This window comes from Ensifer sp. R1-3 (assembly GCF_056739175.1).
The window spans coordinates 1737362-1754569 of the sequence record NZ_CP096515.1 but is presented as its reverse complement, the minus strand read 5'-3'; the positions used below and the strand labels follow the sequence as shown (position 1 = coordinate 1754569).

Here is a 17208-nt window from a genome sequence, read left to right as displayed (position 1 = left end):
CGGAAAACCGTGCACACTTTTCCTCATCCCGCTCTGGGAGCTGCCAAATGATCCGGCTGCTGATCGCCCTCTTCCTTTTGCTGGCGTCCGTTGCCCCGGGCTTCGCCGTCAATCCTGACGAGGTGCTTGCGGATCCGGCGCTCGAAGCGCGTGCCCGGGCGATCTCCGCCCAGCTCCGCTGCATGGTCTGCCAGAACCAGTCGATCGACGATTCGAACGCTGAACTCGCCAAGGATCTGCGGCTGCTCGTACGCGAGCGCCTGAAGAACGGCGATTCCGACGAAGCCGTGATCTCCTACGTCGTCTCACGCTACGGCGAATTCGTGCTCCTGAACCCGCGCCTCGAGGCCAAGACGCTCGTGCTGTGGGGCATGCCTGCCATTCTGCTCGTGGCCGGCATCATCACCCTCGTCGTGGCCGCAAGACGCCGCGGCGCAAGAGTTCCGGGCGCACCGCTTTCCGCCGAGGAAAAGGAAAGGCTGGACAGGCTCCTGCGGCCCTGATCTCAAGCAGGAGGCGCCGGCGCGATTTGGGCGCATCCGTCCGCGCCTTGCAGCTCCACCGCAACATTACCAAAAATTCATCTGCCGGACAGAACTCAGTAAGGTCCCGTCCGTTACATCTGACGGCATAGGCTGTTTCCTCCAGTCACAGCCAGACGAGCGGGTTTCCGACGGTGGGGCCGTTGGATCCGACTCGGGGAAAAGGTTTCCAAGCAGCCTGCCTTGCAGGCGGGCTTCATGAAAGAGAGAAGGCAAAACGAATGTCTACGATCAAAGCTCCACGTCCCTCCTTGAAGACTGTGCTGAAGACCACGACGGTAGCCGGTCTCGCAGCCGTGCTGCTGACGACCGGCCTGCCGGCCGAAGTCGCGCAGTCCTTCGCCGAAGCCGTGAGGGTGCAGGCCCCGGCTGTGCCGAGTTTCGCCAATGTGGTCGACGCCGTTTCGCCGGCGGTCGTCTCCGTCCGCGTGCAGGCACGTGAACGCGTCAGCGACGATGAAAGCAACTTCACCTTCGATTTCGGCGGCCGCGGGTTCGAGGACCTGCCGGAAGACCATCCGCTGCGGCGTTTCTTCCGCGAATTCGCTCCGCGTGAAAACGACCGTGCCGATCGTTGGCGCGACCGCCGCGGTCCGCGTGGCGAAGGTCGTCTCCGTCCGAGGGCGCAAGGCTCCGGCTTCTTCATCACCGAAGACGGTTACCTCGTCACCAACAACCACGTCGTCTCCGACGGCTCGGCCTTCACCGTCATCATGAACGACGGAACCGAGCTCGACGCCAAGCTCGTCGGCAAGGACAGCCGGACCGACCTTGCCGTGCTCAAGGTCGATGACAAGCGCAAGTTCACCTATGTCAGCTTCGCGGACGACGAGAAGGTGCGCGTCGGCGACTGGGTGGTCGCTGTCGGCAATCCCTTCGGCCTCGGCGGCACGGTCACTGCCGGCATCATCTCCGCTCGGGGCCGCGATATCGGCTCCGGTCCCTATGACGATTATCTGCAGGTCGACGCAGCGGTGAACCGCGGCAATTCCGGTGGTCCGACTTTCAATCTTTCCGGCGAGGTGGTCGGTATCAACACGGCCATCTTCTCGCCCTCCGGCGGCAATGTCGGAATCGCCTTCGCAATCCCCGCCTCGGTCGCGAAGGATGTCGTGGACTCCCTGATCAAGGACGGCACGGTGTCGCGCGGCTGGCTTGGTGTCCAGATTCAGCCGGTGACGAAGGATATCGCCGAGTCGCTCGGCCTTTCCGAAGCGAACGGCGCCCTCGTCGTCGAGCCTCAGGCGGGCTCGCCGGGTGAAAAGGCCGGGATCAAGAACGGCGACGTCGTGACGGCGCTCAATGGCGAGCCGGTCAAGGATCCGCGGGACCTCGCACGTCGCGTGGCGGCCCTGCGCCCCGGCTCCACTGCGGAGGTTACCCTGTGGCGCGGCGGCAAATCCGAAACGGTCAACCTCGAGATCGGCACGCTGCCGAGCGATGCCAAGGAGCCCGCACCGGCGACCGGTGAAGCGCAGCCCGACGAAGGGCAGGCAGGCGAGGAGGCGCTGGCCGACCTCGGCCTGACGGTGACCCCGTCGGAGGACGGCAAGGGCGTCACGATCGCCTCCGTCGATCCGGATTCGGACGCCGGCGATCGCGGCCTGAAGGAAGGCGAGAAGATCGTCTCCGTCAACAATCAGGAAGTGAAATCGGCAGACGACGTTCTCAAGGTGATCAACAACGCCAAGAAGGACGGGCGCAGCAAGGCTCTGTTCCAGATCGAAGCACAGGAGGGCAGCCGCTTCGTCGCACTGCCCATCACTCAGGGCTGAGATGCCACGGACGGACTGAGTGCCGTTCCATGAGGGGGCGCCGCGACATAAAGCCATGTCGCGGCGCTTTCCTGTTTCTGGCCGGGTCGCGTGCCCGGTACGCACAGCGAACCGAATCCGGTTGAGACGAACAGAGGTCCGGGACTATGGTCACCCGCATGAAGATTCTGATTGTTGAAGACGATCTCGAGGCAGCCGCTTATCTTGCCAAGGCCTTCCGCGAGGCAGGCATTGTCTGCGACCACGCGAGTGACGGCGAGAGCGGTTTATTCATGGCGAGCGAGAACGCCTATGACGTGCTTGTCGTCGACCGCATGCTTCCCCGCCGCGACGGCCTGTCGCTGATTACGGAACTGAGGCGCAAGGACATCCACACGCCGGTGCTCATTCTCTCGGCACTCGGCCAGGTGGACGACCGCGTCACCGGCCTGCGCGCCGGCGGTGACGATTACCTGCCGAAGCCCTACGCCTTCAGCGAGCTTCTCGCCCGCGTCGAGGTACTCGGCCGGCGTAAGGGCGCACCCGAGCAGGACATGGTCTATCGCGTCGGCGATCTCGAACTCGATCGTTTGTCCCATTCCGTCCGGCGGCAGGGCAAGGAGATCCCCTTGCAGCCGCGCGAATTCCGGCTGCTCGAATATCTCATGAAGAATGCCGGACAGGTGGTGACGAGAACCATGTTGCTCGAAAACGTGTGGGACTATCATTTCGATCCCCAGACCAATGTGATCGACGTGCATGTCTCGCGCTTGCGTTCGAAGATCGAGAAGGATTTCGATCCGCCGTTGCTGAGGACGATCCGTGGCGCCGGATACATGATCAAGGACGACCGGACCACGGACGCATGAGCAGGATCAGCGTGCTGTTCAGGACGACTGCAGTCCGGCTCTCTGCGCTCTATCTGGTCCTGTTCTCCCTTTGCGCCGCCTTCCTCGTCTTCTACGTGACCGGCATGTCGGAGCGTCTCCTGCAGCAGCAGACGCGCGACTCGATCGCCGCCGAGGTAACCCAGATTGCGGATGTCTACGACCGCGCCGGGATCAACGGGCTGCTTCGCTCGCTGGAGCGTCGGGCGCGTCAGCCGGGTGCAAATCTCTATGTCATTGCGGGGCCGAACGGAGAAATCCTCGCCGGCAACGTGGCTGCGCTCCAACCTGGGCTCCTCGACGACGAGGGCTGGAAGTCGGAGCCGTTCCGCTACCGGCGCTTCACCGACGAGAGCCGTGCCGAAAGGCACGTCGCCCTTGCCCAGGTCCTGGTGCTCGACAACGGGCTGAGGATACTGGTCGGCCGCGACCTGCAGGAACCCGAGAAGTTCCGCGTGCTTGTCCGTCAGGCACTGATGGTCGCGCTCGGCATCATGGGGCTCGGGGCGCTGGTCATCTGGTTCGGCATCGGCCGCAATGCCCTGCGCCGCATCGACCGCATGTCGGAGGCGAGCACGAAGATCATGGCCGGGGACCTCTCGCAACGCTTGCCCACGAGCGGTTCCGGCGACGAGTTCGACCGTCTCTCGGAATCCCTGAACGCGATGCTCGAGCGCATCGAGAAGCTGAACGAAGGACTGAAACAGGTCTCGGACAACATAGCGCACGACCTCAAGACACCGCTGACGCGCTTGCGCAACAAGGCAGAGGCGGCGCTCGCCGATACCGAGGGGAGCAACCAGAGCGGCGCGCTCGAACAGATCATCGCCGAGTCCGATCAGCTAATTCGTACGTTCAACGCGCTTCTGATGATTTCCCGCGTCGAAGCCGGCTCCGCCGTCGCCGAGATGAGCGAAGTCGACCTGGCGCGGATCGTGGCGGATTGCGTCGAGCTCTACGAGCCGCTGGCGGAAGACAAGGAAATGCGCATCGAAGCGGAGGCGGCGCCGGGGGTGGCGATCTCCGGCAACCGCGAACTGATCAGCCAGGCGCTGGGCAACCTGATCGACAATGCGATCAAATATGCGGAAGGTGCCGAAAATCCGCTGATACGGGTTGAAATGATGAGGAGCGATCGTCACGTCGTGTTGACCGTTGCCGACCACGGGCCCGGCATTCCGGAGAATATGCGCGGAGAGGTCGTCAAGCGTTTCGTTCGCCTCGACGAAAGCCGGTCGAAGCCGGGGACGGGCCTCGGCCTCTCGCTCGTCGACGCCGTCATGGAGATGCACCGCGGCTCGCTTGAACTGTCGGCGACGGAGGAGGACGGTCGGGGCCTGGCTGTTCGCATGGTTTTCCCGGCGGTTGCGACCTGATAAACCCATGACGGGAACCGAAGGGGGGATGTGCATGGCGGAAGCGATCGAGCGGTCTTTGTCCGATATCGATGTGGTGGCGATTCGCCCGGCGAGCCAGGCGGACGCCAAGGCCGCCCTTTCGGTTCTCAAGGATGCGGCGAAAGGCAGCGAACACATTGCGAAGCTCATTGCCTCGGACGCGCCGCTCAAGGATTTTCTCGTTGCAGCCTTCGCGCTCTCGCCATTCTTGCGGGATACGGCGCGTAGCCACCCGGCGATCCTCGAAGCATTGCTGTCCGAGACGCTGCCGGCGTTTTGTAAGCGCAGGATCGAGGCCGCAAGGGCGGCCTGGCGGGGCGATGCAGCCGGGGCGGCGCTGCCGGATGCGGAGATCATGACGCGATTGAGGCGGGCGAAGCGCGAGGTCGCCTTCGCTGTCGCGCTTGCGGACCTGTCGCGGCTTTTCGGCGGCCGTGAGACGACGCGGTGGCTCAGCGAGTTTGCAGAGGCGGCCGTTTCGGCGGCGATCGATCATCTGCTGCTCGGTGCGCATGAAAGCGGCAAGTTCGTGTTGAAGGACAGTTCCGCGCCGTCCACCGCCTCCGGCGTCGTCGTGCTTGGAATGGGCAAACTTGGTGCCGGCGAGCTCAACTATTCTTCCGATATCGATCTTGTCGTCTTCTACGATCCGCAGTCGAGCATCATCACCAATCGCGACGATGCTCCGGAAACCTTCGCCCGGCTGTTGCGGCGCTTGATTCGCATCCTGCAGGAGAGAACCGGCGACGGCTATGTCTTCCGTACGGATCTGCGGCTTAGGCCAGACCCGGGCTCGACGCCACTTGCCATCCCGGTCGAGGCGGCGATGCTCTATTACGAGAGCAGGGGACAGAACTGGGAACGGGCCGCCTTCATCAAGGCGCGGCCGATCGCGGGCGATCTGGAGGCGGGCGAACGCTTCCTCAAGGAACTGACGCCCTTCGTCTTCCGCAAGTACCTCGACTATGCGGCAATTGCCGACATTCACTCGATCAAGCGGCAGATCCATGCCCACAAGGGGCACGGAGAAATCGCCGTGAAGGGACACAACATCAAGCTCGGGCGCGGCGGCATCCGGGAGATCGAGTTCTTCGTCCAGACGCAGCAGCTGATCGCAGGCGGCCGCACGCCCGCGCTGCGGCTGCGCGAAACGGAAACGATGCTGCGGATGCTCGCCGAGAGCGGCTGGATCGACGGGGCGACGGCCGAGGAACTTGTCGAGGCCTATTGGTTCCTGCGCGACGTCGAGCACCGCATCCAGATGGTGCATGACGAGCAGACCCACCTTCTTCCGGAGACCGAGCCGGAACTCAGGCGGATCGCCTATATGCTCGGCTTCGAGGATACGGCTTCCTTCTCGAATGCGCTGTCGCGCGTGCTGCGCACGGTCGAGCGGCGCTATGCGCAGCTTTTCGAGCAGGAGGCGAAGCTATCCACCGAGACCGGAAACCTGGTCTTCACCGGTCAGCAGGACGATCCGGATACGCTCGAAACGTTGAAGAAGCTCGGTTTCCAACGGCCATCCGACATAGCGAATATCATCCGCACCTGGCACTACGGGCGCTATCGGGCAACGCAGTCGGTCGAGGCGCGCGAGCGGCTGACGGAACTGACGCCGGAACTCCTGCGCGTCTTCGGCGAAAGCAGGCGGGCCGACGAAGCATTTCTGCGTTTCGACCACTTCCTCTCCGGTCTGCCGGCGGGGATCCAGCTCTTCTCGCTGCTCGGCAACAATCCCGGCCTCCTGTCGTTGATCGTCAATATCATGTCGTCGGCACCGCGCCTGGCGGATATCATTGCCGCCAAACCGCATGTCTTCGACGGCATGCTGGAGCCGGGGCTGCTTGCGGAGCTGCCGACCAGGGATTATCTGGCGCCGCGCATCGCGACTTTCGTCGGCGGAGGCCGGCACTACGAGGAGGTGCTGGACCGCTTGCGCATCATCGCCGCCGAGCAGCGCTTCCTGATCGGCATCCGGCTGCTCACGGGCGCGATCACCGGCCTTCAGGCGGGGCGCGCTCTCACCGACCTTGCCGATCTGATCATTGCCGCCGCGCTCGATGCAGTCCTGGAGGAGGTCCGGTCGGCGCATGGACGTTTCCCCGGGGGGCGAGTAGCAATCGTCGGAATGGGCAAGCTCGGCAGTCACGAATTGACCGCCGGCTCCGATATCGACCTCATCCTGCTCTACGACTACGACGACGAAGTGCTCGAGTCCGACGGCGCCAAGCCGCTCGATCCGGTGCGTTATTTTACGCGGGTCACGCAGCGTCTGATCGCCGCGCTGTCGGCGCCGACCGCCGAGGGCATCCTCTACGACGTGGACATGCGGCTGCGACCCTCCGGCAACAAGGGGCCGGTTGCCACCCGCATAACCGCCTTCGCCAAGTACCAGCGAACGGAAGCCTGGACCTGGGAGCATCTGGCGCTGACGCGGGCGCGCTGCATCTGCGGCGATGAGAGCCTCGTCGGCGAAGCGGAGGCGATCTTTGCCGAGATTCTCACTGAAAAGCGCGACATCGCGAAGATCCGCAAGGACGTCGAGGAGATGCGCGGCCTGATCGACAAGGAGAAACCGCCGAAGGACATATGGGATTTCAAACTCATTCCCGGCGGGTTGGTCGATATCGAGTTCATCGCCCAGTACCTCGCCCTGGTCGCACCGGCGAGGGGAGTAACGTCCCCTCCTGCCGGTACGCATACGCTCGAGGCGCTGAAGGCGCTCGGTGCCGGGATGATGAATGCGAACGATCTCGATACGGCCGCCGAAGCGCTCGTGCTCTTCACCGAGCTGTCGCAGCTCGTGCGCCTTTGCATCGATGGCGACTTCGACCCCAAGGAAGCGCCGGCCGGTCTCGTGGATCTCGTCTGCCGTGCCGGAGACTATCCGGATCTGACGCATCTCGAAGCCGACATTCGCCGTCTCTCGAAGGCCGTGCGCCGGATCTTCCAGGGGGTTGTTGCTGCAGCGTAAGCGGGCGTGGTCAGCCGCGGTCGGGAATCCTGACCGATATGATGGTGCCGACATTCTCTGCCGAATGGATCTTCATTGTCCCGCCGTGAAGCCGCGTCAGCGAGCGGGATATGGCGAGCCCGAGCCCGGAGCCGCCCTTGCTCTTGGCATATTGGCTCTGCACCTGCTCGAAGGGCTGGCCGATCTTCTGCAATGCGCCCTTGGGAATGCCGATGCCGGAATCGGCGATCGTCAGCGTGACGGCGCCCCTCACCTTGCGGGCCCGCAAGGAGATGCGCCCGCCTTCATTGGTGAACTTGACTGCATTGGAGAGGAGGTTGAGCAGGACCTGCTTCATCGCCCGGCGGTCGGCGAACATCGTCAGGCCGGAGGATATCTGCTGGACCACGCGGATGTTCTTTCGCTCTGCGGGAATCGTCGTGAAACGAAGGGTCTCCTCGATGAGTGGCGCGAGATCGATCCGCTCGCGCGTGATGCGCATATGGCCGGCCTCGATCTTCGACATGTCGAGTATGTCGTTGATGACGTTGAGCAGATGCTTGCCGCTCTCGAAAATATCGCGCGAATACTCGTGGTATTTCTCCGAGCCGAGGGGGCCGAACATCTGGTCCTGCAGGATTTCCGAGAAGCCGAGAATGGCGTTCAGCGGCGTGCGCAGCTCGTGCGACATGTTGGCGAGGAATTCGGACTTTGCCCGGTTCGCGGCCTCGGCGCGCTCTTTCTCCGCCTGATAGTTCGCATTGGCGATGGAAAGTTCGGCCTTCTGCTGCTCAAGTGTTACGCGGGAGGCGGAGAGATCGCCGATGGTCGCCATCAGCCGCCGCTCGGATTCGCGCAGGCGAACTTGATGCCGCTTGAGGAGCGTGATGTCCGTACCCACCGAGACGAGCCCGCCGTCGCGCGTGCGGCGCTCATTGATCTGCAGCCAGCGTTCGTCGGCAAGCTGAACCTCGCTCGTCTGCGAGTGGTTGCTCCGGTCCGGATCGGCGATGCGCCGTTCGACGACGGGCCTTGCCGCCGCAGCATGGACGATCGTGCGTTCGGTGCCCGGCACCAGCACGTGGTCGGGCAACTGCCAGGCTTGCTGGTAATGGGTGTTGCACATCACCAGGCGATCGTGCTTGTCCCAGAGCACGAAGGCCTCCGAGGTGCACTCGATCGCGTCCGCCAGGCGCTGATCGGCCTCGGCGTAACGCTGCGCAAGCCTGTGCTGCTCGGTCACGTCCATCGCAATGCCGATCAGATGCGTCCGGCCCGACACGGTGCGGATCACCTGGGCACGCGCTCGAAGCCATACATAGTGGCCATCCGCATGGCGCATCCGGAACACCTGATCGATCTGGCGCTCGTTGCCTTTCGCGATTGCCCGAGCGACCCGGTATATGCCCCGGTCCTCGACATGCATGAGACGGGCGGCATCGCCGAACGACAGTACGCTCGCGTCGCCCGGCATGCCGAGCATCTCGTACATCGAGCGGGACCAGAAGAGGCGCCGGTTGTCGAGATCGAAATCCCAGAGGCCGCAGCGTCCGCGGGAGAGCGCCGTTTCGACGCGCAGGTTCGATTCGGCAAAGACCGCATCGGCATCGCGGGTGCGCTTTGCCTGGATGTAATAGGCATAGAGGACGACCATCAGGATCGCCGAAACACCGGCAAACAGCGTGACGTTGAGCGAAATTTCGTCGCGCCATGCCGCTTCGAATCTGGCGATCGACGTTGCCGCCAGAACGGCGCCGCCGGAATCCGGCAATTGCCGGAGCGCGATGAAATGCTCGGTGCCGTCGATCGACGCTCTTACGACGCTGGCACCCTCGCCGTAATATTGCAGCGTCGCGACCTCGGGAGCGATTGCGGAGAGCGTGCGTCCGATGAGATGGACGCCATCCTGCGTGCCGGCAAAGACGCGGCCGTCTCTGCGGACCGTCAGCAGGAAAATTCCGGCGTCCAGGATTTCCGCAGGCAGAAATTCGGTGAGCCGCCGTTCGACTTCCCAGCGGCGGCCCTCGGCGAAGAGTTCCGATCCGCCGGTCTGGAAAACACCGGCTGCTGCTGCGGCCGCGAGGCTGACCGTCCGGCGGGAGGAGGCCTCCATGCGGGCATGCTCGTCCATGATGCCCGACATGCGTGAGATCGCCACGATGAGAAGAAAAGCGATGATGAGGACCGGGATGGACCGCTTGAGCATCGGCTCGGCCATTGCGAGCTTCTGCGACGCCGGTTCGGCAAAGATCTTTGCCTGCTCGATGAACTCCCGTTCGAGGCCCGAAAAGCCCGGAAACTTGAGTCGCAACCGCCCTTCGGCTGCGCTTCCCCGTCGCGCGTCCGCCATCTTATCCAATTTGTCGTCCTCGAAAAGCGTTCCGCACTCGACAATGCCGCAAGGAACGCTTGATTCTTCTCAGTCCGAAACGTCGATCCCATCTTCAGCGGTTTCCCGGAAGCGGGCGTTCCAGTGATTCGGCGCGCCGCTCGCCCGAATCTGACTCAATGAATCACAGGGCGATTCGCCTTGTCCAGAGGCAATGGTAAAGATTTGTTAACCATATTTCATCGTTGGGAAATGATAGCCGGATTGCCGGGAGTTTATGGCGGCTGCTGCGAGATGGATTGATGCGTTGAAGTTCTGCCTCTCCTCATCCCTGTGACGAGCACAGGGATGAGGAGATCAACAAGCCGGGACCGATGCTCGTTCAGTGCTCGTCTTTGAGCATGCGGTCGACGATGTCGCTGACATCGGCGGAAAGGTTGGAGGCACGCGCGATTTCCTCAAGCGCGCTGCGGGCGTGGCCGGCCCGGATTTTTTCGAGCGACCGCCATGAGCGCATCGACGTCAGAATACGCGCGGCAAGCTGAGGGTTGCGCGTATCGATGTCCAGGATCTGTCGGGCAAGGAAACGATAGCCTTCGCCGTCGATGCGGTTGAAGCCGGTGGCATTCGCGAAGGCGAATGTGCCGACCAGTGAGCGAACGCGGTTCGGATTGCTGGCATTGAAGAGCGGATCCGACATCAGCGCCCGAACGCGGTCGAGCGTCGATGCTCCGGGGATCGTCGCCTGAATGGCAAACCACTTGTCGATGACGAGCGCGTTGTCGGCAAAGCGCTTCTTGAACACGGCCAGTGCGTCCGCCGTCTCCCGGGCATCCGGAAACCGGTGTGCAAGAAGCGTCAGCGCCTGGCTGAGATCGGTCATGTTGTTGGCGGAGCTAAACGCATCAGCCGCTTTGTCCGGGCTTCCGTCGGCATAGACGAGATAGGAGAGCCCGGAATTGCGCAGCGCCCGCCGTCCGGCACTGTCGGCGTCGGGCCGGAACGGGCCGGACAGCGACATCTCGTTTACCAGTCGCGCAAAGGTATCTTTGCCGACCGTGGCGATGGCGGCCAGAATAGCCTGGCGGCCGGCGTAAATGGCATCCGGGTCGTTATTGCTGCCGATTTCGCGGCCTATGTCGGTTTCGCTCGGCAGGGACAGTACTTGCGATCGGAACGCCGGCTCCAGTCGGTCGTCGCCGGCTGCGGCAAGCAGGGCATCGACGAGCGCATCGTCACAGTCAATCGGCTGCTCGGTACGCGCTTCCGCTGCCGCCTTGACGAGATTGTCGAGGGCCATCGCGTTCAGCGCCTGCCAGCGTGCGAAGAGGTCGGTCTCGTGGCGCGCGATCAGCGCACGATGTTCGGCGCTTTGCGTCAGGTGCAGATTGACGGGCGCGGAGAAGCCGCGGTTGAAGGAGGGGACCGGCTCGGATGGGATGCCGGAAAAGGTGACCGTCTGTTTGCGCTCGGTCAGGTGCAGTACGTCGCCGGTGATCTCGGCGCCGGAGACGGCCGAGGGCCTTGCCTCGCTTCCGTCCGGAAGCAGCAATCCGAAGCGGAGCGGGATATGCATCGGTGCCTTGCTGCTCTGCCCGGGCGTCGGCGGAACGGTCTGCTCCAGCGACAGCGTGTATGTCTGCCTGGCGGCGTCATAGGTGCCGGAAGCGGTGACGAGCGGCGTTCCGGCCTGATGGTACCAGAGCGAGAACTGCTTGAGGTCTCGGCCGCTCGCAGCCTCGAAGCAGGCGATGAAATCCTCGATCGTCACCGCCTGGCCGTCGTGACGCTCGAAGTAGAGGTCCATTCCCTTCTTGAAGAGGTCGCGGCCGAGGATCGTCGCGATCATCCGCGTGACCTCGGACCCCTTCTCGTAAACCGTCGTCGTGTAGAAATTGTTGATTTCGCGGTATTGCGTCGGGCGCACCGGATGGGCGAGGGGGCCGGCATCCTCGGGGAACTGCTCGGATTTCAAGTGCCGCACTTCGGCGATCCGCTTCACGGCGCGCGACCGCATGTCGGCGGAAAACTCGTGGTCGCGATAGACGGTCAGGCCTTCCTTCAGGCAGAGCTGAAACCAGTCGCGGCAGGTGATGCGGTTGCCGGTCCAGTTGTGGAAATATTCGTGGGCGATGATCGCTTCGATATTGGCATAGTCCGCATCGGTCGCCGTCTCCGGATCGGCGAGCACGTATTTGTCGTTGAAGATGTTGAGCCCCTTGTTCTCCATGGCGCCCATGTTGAAATCGGAAACGGCAACGATCATGAAGATATCGAGATCGTATTCGCGCCCGAAGACCTCCTCATCCCATTTCATCGACCGCTTCAGCGCATCCATGGCGTAGGCGGCGCGCGGCTCCTTGCCGTGCTCGACATAGATTTTGAGCGCGACGTCGCGGCCGGAAGCGGTGGTGAAGGCGTCCTCGACGACGCCCAGATCGCCGGCAACGAGCGCGAACAGATAGCTCGGCTTAGGATGCGGATCGAACCAGGAGGCGAAGTGACGGCCGTCACCCATGTCGGCGCCGCCGAGATAGTTGCCGTTCGAAAGCAGCAGCGGTGCAGAAGCCTTGTCCGCGATGATGTTGACGGTATAGACCGCCAGCACGTCGGGACGATCCGGGAAGTAGGTGATGCGGCGGAAGCCTTCGGCTTCGCACTGGGTGCAATAGACGTCGCTCGTGCGGTAGAGGCCCATCAGCTTGGTGTTCGTCTCAGGCGACAAGGCCGTCGTGACGGTGATCTCGAAGGGCGCCGCTTCCGGCAGGCCGCGAATGGTGAGCGTGTCGTCCGTCGCTTCATAGAGCGTGCCGGGGACCGCTACCTGGTCGAGCAGCAGGCCGGTCATGGTGAGCTCGTCGCCGTCGAGAACGAGCGGTGCAGAGGGGCTGACGCCTTCGCGGCGATGGAAGATCATGCGCGCCTCGACCTTCGTTTCCCTCGGGTCGAGTTCGAAAGTCAGGTCCACCCTCTCGAGTACGAAATCGGTCGGCCGGTAGTTTTCCAGATGAACGATCTGGCCAGTGTTTGTCCGCATGGTCAGTCCTGCTTGCGCTTGCTCATTTGATTTGTAGAGGGCGCTCGTGATGGTGAAAAGCCAAGATCCGAGATTTACGCACGAATGTGGTGCCGGCGACGGTACATCCGGCAGCAAAAACGCAGGCCCCGTCCCGCCTCTTATTGACCGAAGATTTATCGGAGCGGCACTAACAAGAACTAAATCCGCGACGATTTTTTCGGGCTTGCTAAATAAACTGCAGGCGCATTTTTCTCCGGCAGCAAGCTTTGCACATGCAGGCGAAATCATCACGAAAAAACCAGGTCCATCACGAAATTTGATCCAACATGCTGCGCAAGCACGGGTAAGGTGGCGTGGTCCTTTCGCGGCCTTGCCGCCGCGTCCTCCCGTTTTTGTTGGCCTTCCGATCGGTTCGCCGATGTCAGTTTGAAAAGTTGTGTTTCATGGATGCGGACGATGCGAGCCCGATGAAGGGGATTGTGCTCAAGGTGCTCTCCGTCGTCGTCTTCGTGTGCATGTCGACCTGTATCAAGGCTGCGGGCGACGACATCCCCACCGGCCAGATCACCTTCTATCGCTCGGCTTTTGCGATGGTGCCGATCCTTGGATTTCTGGCATGCCGCGGCGCATTGCGGGACGCTTTCAGGACCACTGATATCACCGGACACCTGGTGCGCGGCTTTGTCGGCATTCTCGCCATGAGTTGCGGCTTTTACGGTCTCGTCCATCTGCCGCTGCCGGAGGCGATTGCGATCGGCTATGCCATGCCGCTGCTGGCCGTGGCTTTCGCGGCGATTTTTCTGGGCGAGATCGTGCGGCTCTATCGCTGGTCTGCGGTGTTTGTCGGGCTCGCCGGTGTGTTTATCATCACCTGGCCGCGGCTTACGCTGTTCAATGAAGGGGGCTTCGGGTCGGCCGAGGCCATGGGTGCGGTCGCCGTACTGCTTTCAGCAGCGCTCGGGGCAACGGCGATGGTACTCGTGCGCAAGCTCGTGCAGAAGGAGCGCACGCACACCATCGTCCTCTACTTCTCCCTTTCGGCCGCGGTGTTCTCGCTCGCGACACTGCCTTTCGGTTGGTCCGAGCTTTCCTGGCAGGCCTTCGTTCTCCTGACGATCGCCGGCTTTTGCGGCGGCGTCGGGCAGATCCTGCTGACGGAGAGCTATCGCCACGCCGATATGTCGACGATCGCTCCCTTCGAGTACACGTCGATCGTGCTCGGCATCGTCATCGGCTACTTCCTCTTCGGCGACGTGCCGACCGCGACCATGCTTGCCGGAACGGCGATCGTCGTCGGCGCGGGCATCTTCATCATCTATCGGGAGCATCGGCTGGGACTGGAACGCAAGGGCGCGCGCAAGCACGTGACGCCGCAGGGATAAAGGGATGTGCTACTCGGCGCGTTGCTCCCAGGCAGGAACGGTATCGTCCTCGATGAGTTCGCCTGCGTCCTGCTGCGCGAGCGGACCGGTGACGTCAGGACCGGGGGTCGGCAGTACCGTGGTCGCCTGGAAATCGGTCTTCGCCACGAGGCCGTCATGCTGCTCGCGCTGAAGGATGCGCCATGCGGCATAGCCGCTGTAGAGCGCAAAATACACGGCAAGCGCGATGAACAGTGCGACGGGGCCAAACCGGTCCATGACCGGACCGACCATCAGCGGACCGGAGATCGTGCCGAGGCCGTAGGTGATCATCAGGCCGGATGAAATCTCCACATATTCGTCGGGGCGGGCAAGGTCGTTGGCATGCGCGACGTTCAGGGCATAGATCGGGAAGAGGACCGTGCCGATGCAGGCGGCGAGTGCATAGAGAACCGGGGGACTGCTCGCAATCGAGACGGACATGGCAAGGCACGACACGACGCCGGCGATGCCGCAGGCAACCATGACGATGCGCCGGTCCATCCGGTCCGAGGCACGGCCGATCGGGACCTGCGAGATCGCGCTGCCGGCCAGAAGCGACGCGAGCAGTGTCGCTCCCTCGCCGGTCGAAAGGCCGATCTTCTGGGTGAAGACGCCGCCGAGATTGAGCCATGCGCCCGAGAGCGCACCGGCGAGAAAGCCGCCGACGACCGCGACCGGCGAGCGGCGATAGAGTGCGGGGATATCGAAATTTGCCCGTGCCGGGGGTGCAGGCATCGGTGAGGAGGAGAGGGCGGTCGGCAGCAGGGCGAGCGAGAACAGGACGCCGCAAAGGATGAACAGAGAGGTGTTGCTCGGATCACCGAGCGGCACCAGGTACTGTCCGCCGATCGTGCCGACCATCGTGGTTATGAGATAGAGCGAGAAGAGCAGGCCGCGATTTTCGTTCGTCACGCGCTCGTTCAGCCAGCTCTCGATGACGAGATAGCTTCCGGCAATCGCAAAGCCCGACACGGCACGGAAGCCGATCCAGGCACGCCAATCGACGACGAGCCCGCACATCAGGATCGCGATGGACAGGAGCGTTATCAGGGCGGTGAAGACGCGGACATGGCCGACGCGCAGGACGAATTTAGGCGTGACGATGCAGGAAAGGGTGAACCCCAGCGTATAGCCGGTCGCGAAGATCGAGATGGTGAGGGTCGACCAGCTTTCCGCCACGGAGCGTACCGGGATGACATAGCTCTGCAGCCCGAATGCGACCATCATCAGGAAGGTCGAGAGCATCAGGCTGAAAACGGAAGCGAAATTCGCCAGCATCGGCGCTCCTGGTGAGGGGATAAGGAGCGGCTTCGTTTCGGCTTCGGCCGATGAACTTCGTCACTCCGTCAAAACGGAATCGAGAGTGGCTGTAACGAAGTTCCGGGGCGCTGTCGATTGCGACAGGGAATGGTGAAATGACGCAGCGGGAAAGGCTGAAGCGGGATGAGGAAAAATGTGTGCGGTTTTCCGCCCGCATCCCGCGTTCAACCAATTGGAATCGATCACATTGGTTTCAGGTCGATCCGACCTGGAACCACGTGATCTAGCTCGGCAGCAACCGGCTCGCCGCGCCGTCATGGACGCGCCGTCCGTCGCTGGCGATGCTAAGGCGGCTATACTCGCGAGACGCGCGGACGGCGGTGCGAATGTCGGAGATCGTGTCGACGAGAGCGCGAATGCTGTCGAGCGGCTTGGACATGATCGTTCCCTCCTGCAGTCGTTCCGACGCGGGGCGTTCAGCGCTGGATGAATTCGGCGAAGATCTGAGCCGGGCGGGTCGTCCGCGCGAGGCCGATTGCGGTCAGCTGCTCGTTGGCAGCCGAACCGAAGCTGTTGAACGGCGTGCGCGAGGAAGCACCGGCGTAGCGGAGCGTCTCGAAGCTGCTGTGAATCGGGCGATAGCGGGCAGTCATGGTTCAGTTCCTTATCCATTCCTCCCGTGGCCTTATATTGCGGTGCAGCATTGATTTTGCAATGCGTTAAAACGCCGCTCAGACATGCGCAAATCGCATGGCTTTTTTCACACCTTGTTCATGAATCCAGCAGTGGTATCAGCCGAGGCGCGACTTGAACGCCAGCAGGTCCAGCCAGGCGAAGCGTTTGTTGATCGGCGCCGCGACAAGGTCCTGCGGATGCAAGGTGGCGAGCGTCGGAATGCTGGTGCCGCCAAAGGTGAGCTCTCGCCATTCGCCGCGCAGTTGATGGATCGTTTCGCCGCCGAAGAAGAAGCGGGCGGTGAAGTTGCCGAGTAGAAGCAACTGCTTGGGTTCGGCCAGCGCGATCTGACGCTCGATGAACGGCCGGCAGATATCCGCCTCACGGGCGCTCGGAACGCGGTTGCCGGGTGGCCGCCAGGGCACGGCGTTGGCAAGAAGGACGTCCTCGCGCGAGAGGCCGACGCCGGACAGCATGCGTTCGAGCATCTCGCCGTGCCGTCCCGCAAAGGGGCGGCCGTCGCGGTCGTCATCCGCGTAGGGCATCGGACCGATTATCATGACTCCCGAGGCAGCACTGCCTTCGGCGAAGACGAGGTTGCGGGCGCTGTTCCTGAGATTGCAGCCGGCAAAGGCCTCCATGGCCGTACGCAGCTCTCCCAGCGATCGCGCGGCATCCGCGACGAACTGCGCCTCCTTGATGGCCTGCTCGTCCGGTATCGCCACCACCGGAGGGGGTGCCGGAGGCGCGGGGCGACGCTCGCGGGCGGCGGCAGGGGGAGCAGACTGCTGCGGTTCGGCTGCGGTCGCGCCGGTTTGCGGCACGGCGCGGCTTTGTGCGCGCCTGCTTTTCATCGCCTCGAATTCAGCGAGCCGATCGACCGGCTCTTCTTCGAGGAGCCACTCGACACCCGCCTCCGCATGGAAGGCGAGAAGGGCAGCGAGTTCGGAGCGGGAGAGGTCGTTGGCCGAGATCATGGGGCGAATGTA

General features: G+C 63.0%; 12 protein-coding genes. 6 read left to right on the top strand and 6 right to left on the bottom strand.

What is annotated here, in order from left to right; translation table 11 throughout:
* Positions 1-47 precede the first annotated feature (47 nt).
* The 5 genes from M1D43_RS08465 (at position 48) to M1D43_RS08445 (ending at position 7554) form a co-directional block, all read left to right on the top strand.
* Complete coding sequence (locus tag M1D43_RS08465; RefSeq protein ID WP_003527356.1) at positions 48-503, top strand: cytochrome c-type biogenesis protein; 456 nt, start codon at positions 48-50, stop codon at positions 501-503.
* Between the two features lie 260 nt (positions 504-763).
* On the top strand, positions 764-2317 hold the full coding sequence (locus M1D43_RS08460) for a Do family serine endopeptidase (RefSeq protein ID WP_015007345.1): 1554 nt from the start codon (positions 764-766) through the stop codon (positions 2315-2317).
* Positions 2318-2463: 146 nt separating this feature from the next.
* A complete protein-coding gene (locus M1D43_RS08455; protein WP_003527354.1) occupies positions 2464-3165 on the top strand; it encodes a response regulator transcription factor in 702 nt (233 codons plus the stop codon).
* Positions 3162-4559, top strand: coding sequence for a sensor histidine kinase (locus M1D43_RS08450; protein ID WP_010968992.1), 1398 nt, complete (start codon positions 3162-3164; stop codon positions 4557-4559). The genes M1D43_RS08455 and M1D43_RS08450 overlap by 4 nt, the downstream gene beginning before the upstream one ends.
* 34 nt (positions 4560-4593) lie before the next feature.
* On the top strand, positions 4594-7554 hold the full coding sequence (locus M1D43_RS08445; RefSeq protein ID WP_153313432.1) for a bifunctional [glutamine synthetase] adenylyltransferase/[glutamine synthetase]-adenylyl-L-tyrosine phosphorylase: 2961 nt from the start codon (positions 4594-4596) through the stop codon (positions 7552-7554).
* Between the two features lie 10 nt (positions 7555-7564).
* On the opposite strand, the gene M1D43_RS08440 is transcribed toward M1D43_RS08445, so the two are convergent.
* Both M1D43_RS08440 and pepN read right to left on the bottom strand, forming a co-directional pair.
* Positions 7565-9892 carry a PAS domain-containing sensor histidine kinase gene (locus M1D43_RS08440; protein ID WP_192923411.1) on the bottom strand — a complete coding sequence of 776 codons (2328 nt, stop codon included), beginning with the start codon at positions 9890-9892 and terminating at the stop codon, positions 7565-7567.
* A gap of 352 nt (positions 9893-10244) precedes the next feature.
* The gene (gene pepN / locus M1D43_RS08435) at positions 10245-12899 is read right to left on the bottom strand and encodes an aminopeptidase N (RefSeq protein WP_153313433.1); all 2655 of its coding nucleotides are present in this window, start codon (positions 12897-12899) and stop codon (positions 10245-10247) included.
* Positions 12900-13324: 425 nt separating this feature from the next.
* On the opposite strand from pepN, the gene M1D43_RS08430 reads away from it, so the two are divergent.
* Positions 13325-14263 (top strand): DMT family transporter, encoded by a 939-nt coding sequence (locus M1D43_RS08430; protein WP_010968996.1) that lies wholly within the window; start codon positions 13325-13327, stop codon positions 14261-14263.
* Between the two features lie 9 nt (positions 14264-14272).
* Here M1D43_RS08430 and M1D43_RS08425 read toward each other — a convergent pair whose 3' ends face one another.
* The 4 genes from M1D43_RS08425 to M1D43_RS08410 all read right to left on the bottom strand — a co-directional run bounded on the left by M1D43_RS08425 (position 14273) and on the right by M1D43_RS08410 (position 17196).
* Positions 14273-15562, bottom strand: coding sequence for an MFS transporter (locus M1D43_RS08425; protein ID WP_003527346.1), 1290 nt, complete (start codon positions 15560-15562; stop codon positions 14273-14275).
* A 265-nt stretch (positions 15563-15827) separates the two neighbouring features.
* Positions 15828-15983: a hypothetical protein gene (locus M1D43_RS08420; RefSeq protein ID WP_003527345.1), complete on the bottom strand. Its 156-nt coding sequence runs from the start codon at positions 15981-15983 to the stop codon at positions 15828-15830.
* 37 nt (positions 15984-16020) lie between these two features.
* A complete protein-coding gene (locus tag M1D43_RS08415; protein ID WP_003527344.1) occupies positions 16021-16197 on the bottom strand; it encodes a hypothetical protein in 177 nt (58 codons plus the stop codon).
* Positions 16198-16335: 138 nt separating this feature from the next.
* Positions 16336-17196 carry a uracil-DNA glycosylase gene (locus M1D43_RS08410; protein ID WP_153313435.1) on the bottom strand — a complete coding sequence of 287 codons (861 nt, stop codon included), beginning with the start codon at positions 17194-17196 and terminating at the stop codon, positions 16336-16338.
* Positions 17197-17208 lie beyond the last annotated feature (12 nt).

Bases quoted from the DNA above. Each gene is read 5' to 3' on its own strand.
- M1D43_RS08465 (WP_003527356.1), top strand. From the start codon at position 48: ATGATCCGGCTGCTGATCGCCCTCTTCCTTTTGCTGGCGTCCGTTGCC.
- M1D43_RS08460 (WP_015007345.1), top strand. From the start codon at position 764: ATGTCTACGATCAAAGCTCCACGTCCCTCCTTGAAGACTGTGCTGAAG.
- M1D43_RS08455 (WP_003527354.1), top strand. From the start codon at position 2,464: ATGGTCACCCGCATGAAGATTCTGATTGTTGAAGACGATCTCGAGGCA.
- M1D43_RS08450 (WP_010968992.1), top strand. From the start codon at position 3,162: ATGAGCAGGATCAGCGTGCTGTTCAGGACGACTGCAGTCCGGCTCTCT.
- M1D43_RS08445 (WP_153313432.1), top strand. From the start codon at position 4,594: ATGGCGGAAGCGATCGAGCGGTCTTTGTCCGATATCGATGTGGTGGCG.
- pepN (WP_153313433.1), bottom strand. From the start codon at position 12,899: ATGCGGACAAACACTGGCCAGATCGTTCATCTGGAAAACTACCGGCCG.
- M1D43_RS08430 (WP_010968996.1), top strand. From the start codon at position 13,325: ATGGATGCGGACGATGCGAGCCCGATGAAGGGGATTGTGCTCAAGGTG.
- M1D43_RS08425 (WP_003527346.1), bottom strand. From the start codon at position 15,562: ATGCTGGCGAATTTCGCTTCCGTTTTCAGCCTGATGCTCTCGACCTTC.
- M1D43_RS08420 (WP_003527345.1), bottom strand. From the start codon at position 15,983: ATGTCCAAGCCGCTCGACAGCATTCGCGCTCTCGTCGACACGATCTCC.
- M1D43_RS08415 (WP_003527344.1), bottom strand. From the start codon at position 16,197: ATGACTGCCCGCTATCGCCCGATTCACAGCAGCTTCGAGACGCTCCGC.
- M1D43_RS08410 (WP_153313435.1), bottom strand. From the start codon at position 17,196: ATGATCTCGGCCAACGACCTCTCCCGCTCCGAACTCGCTGCCCTTCTC.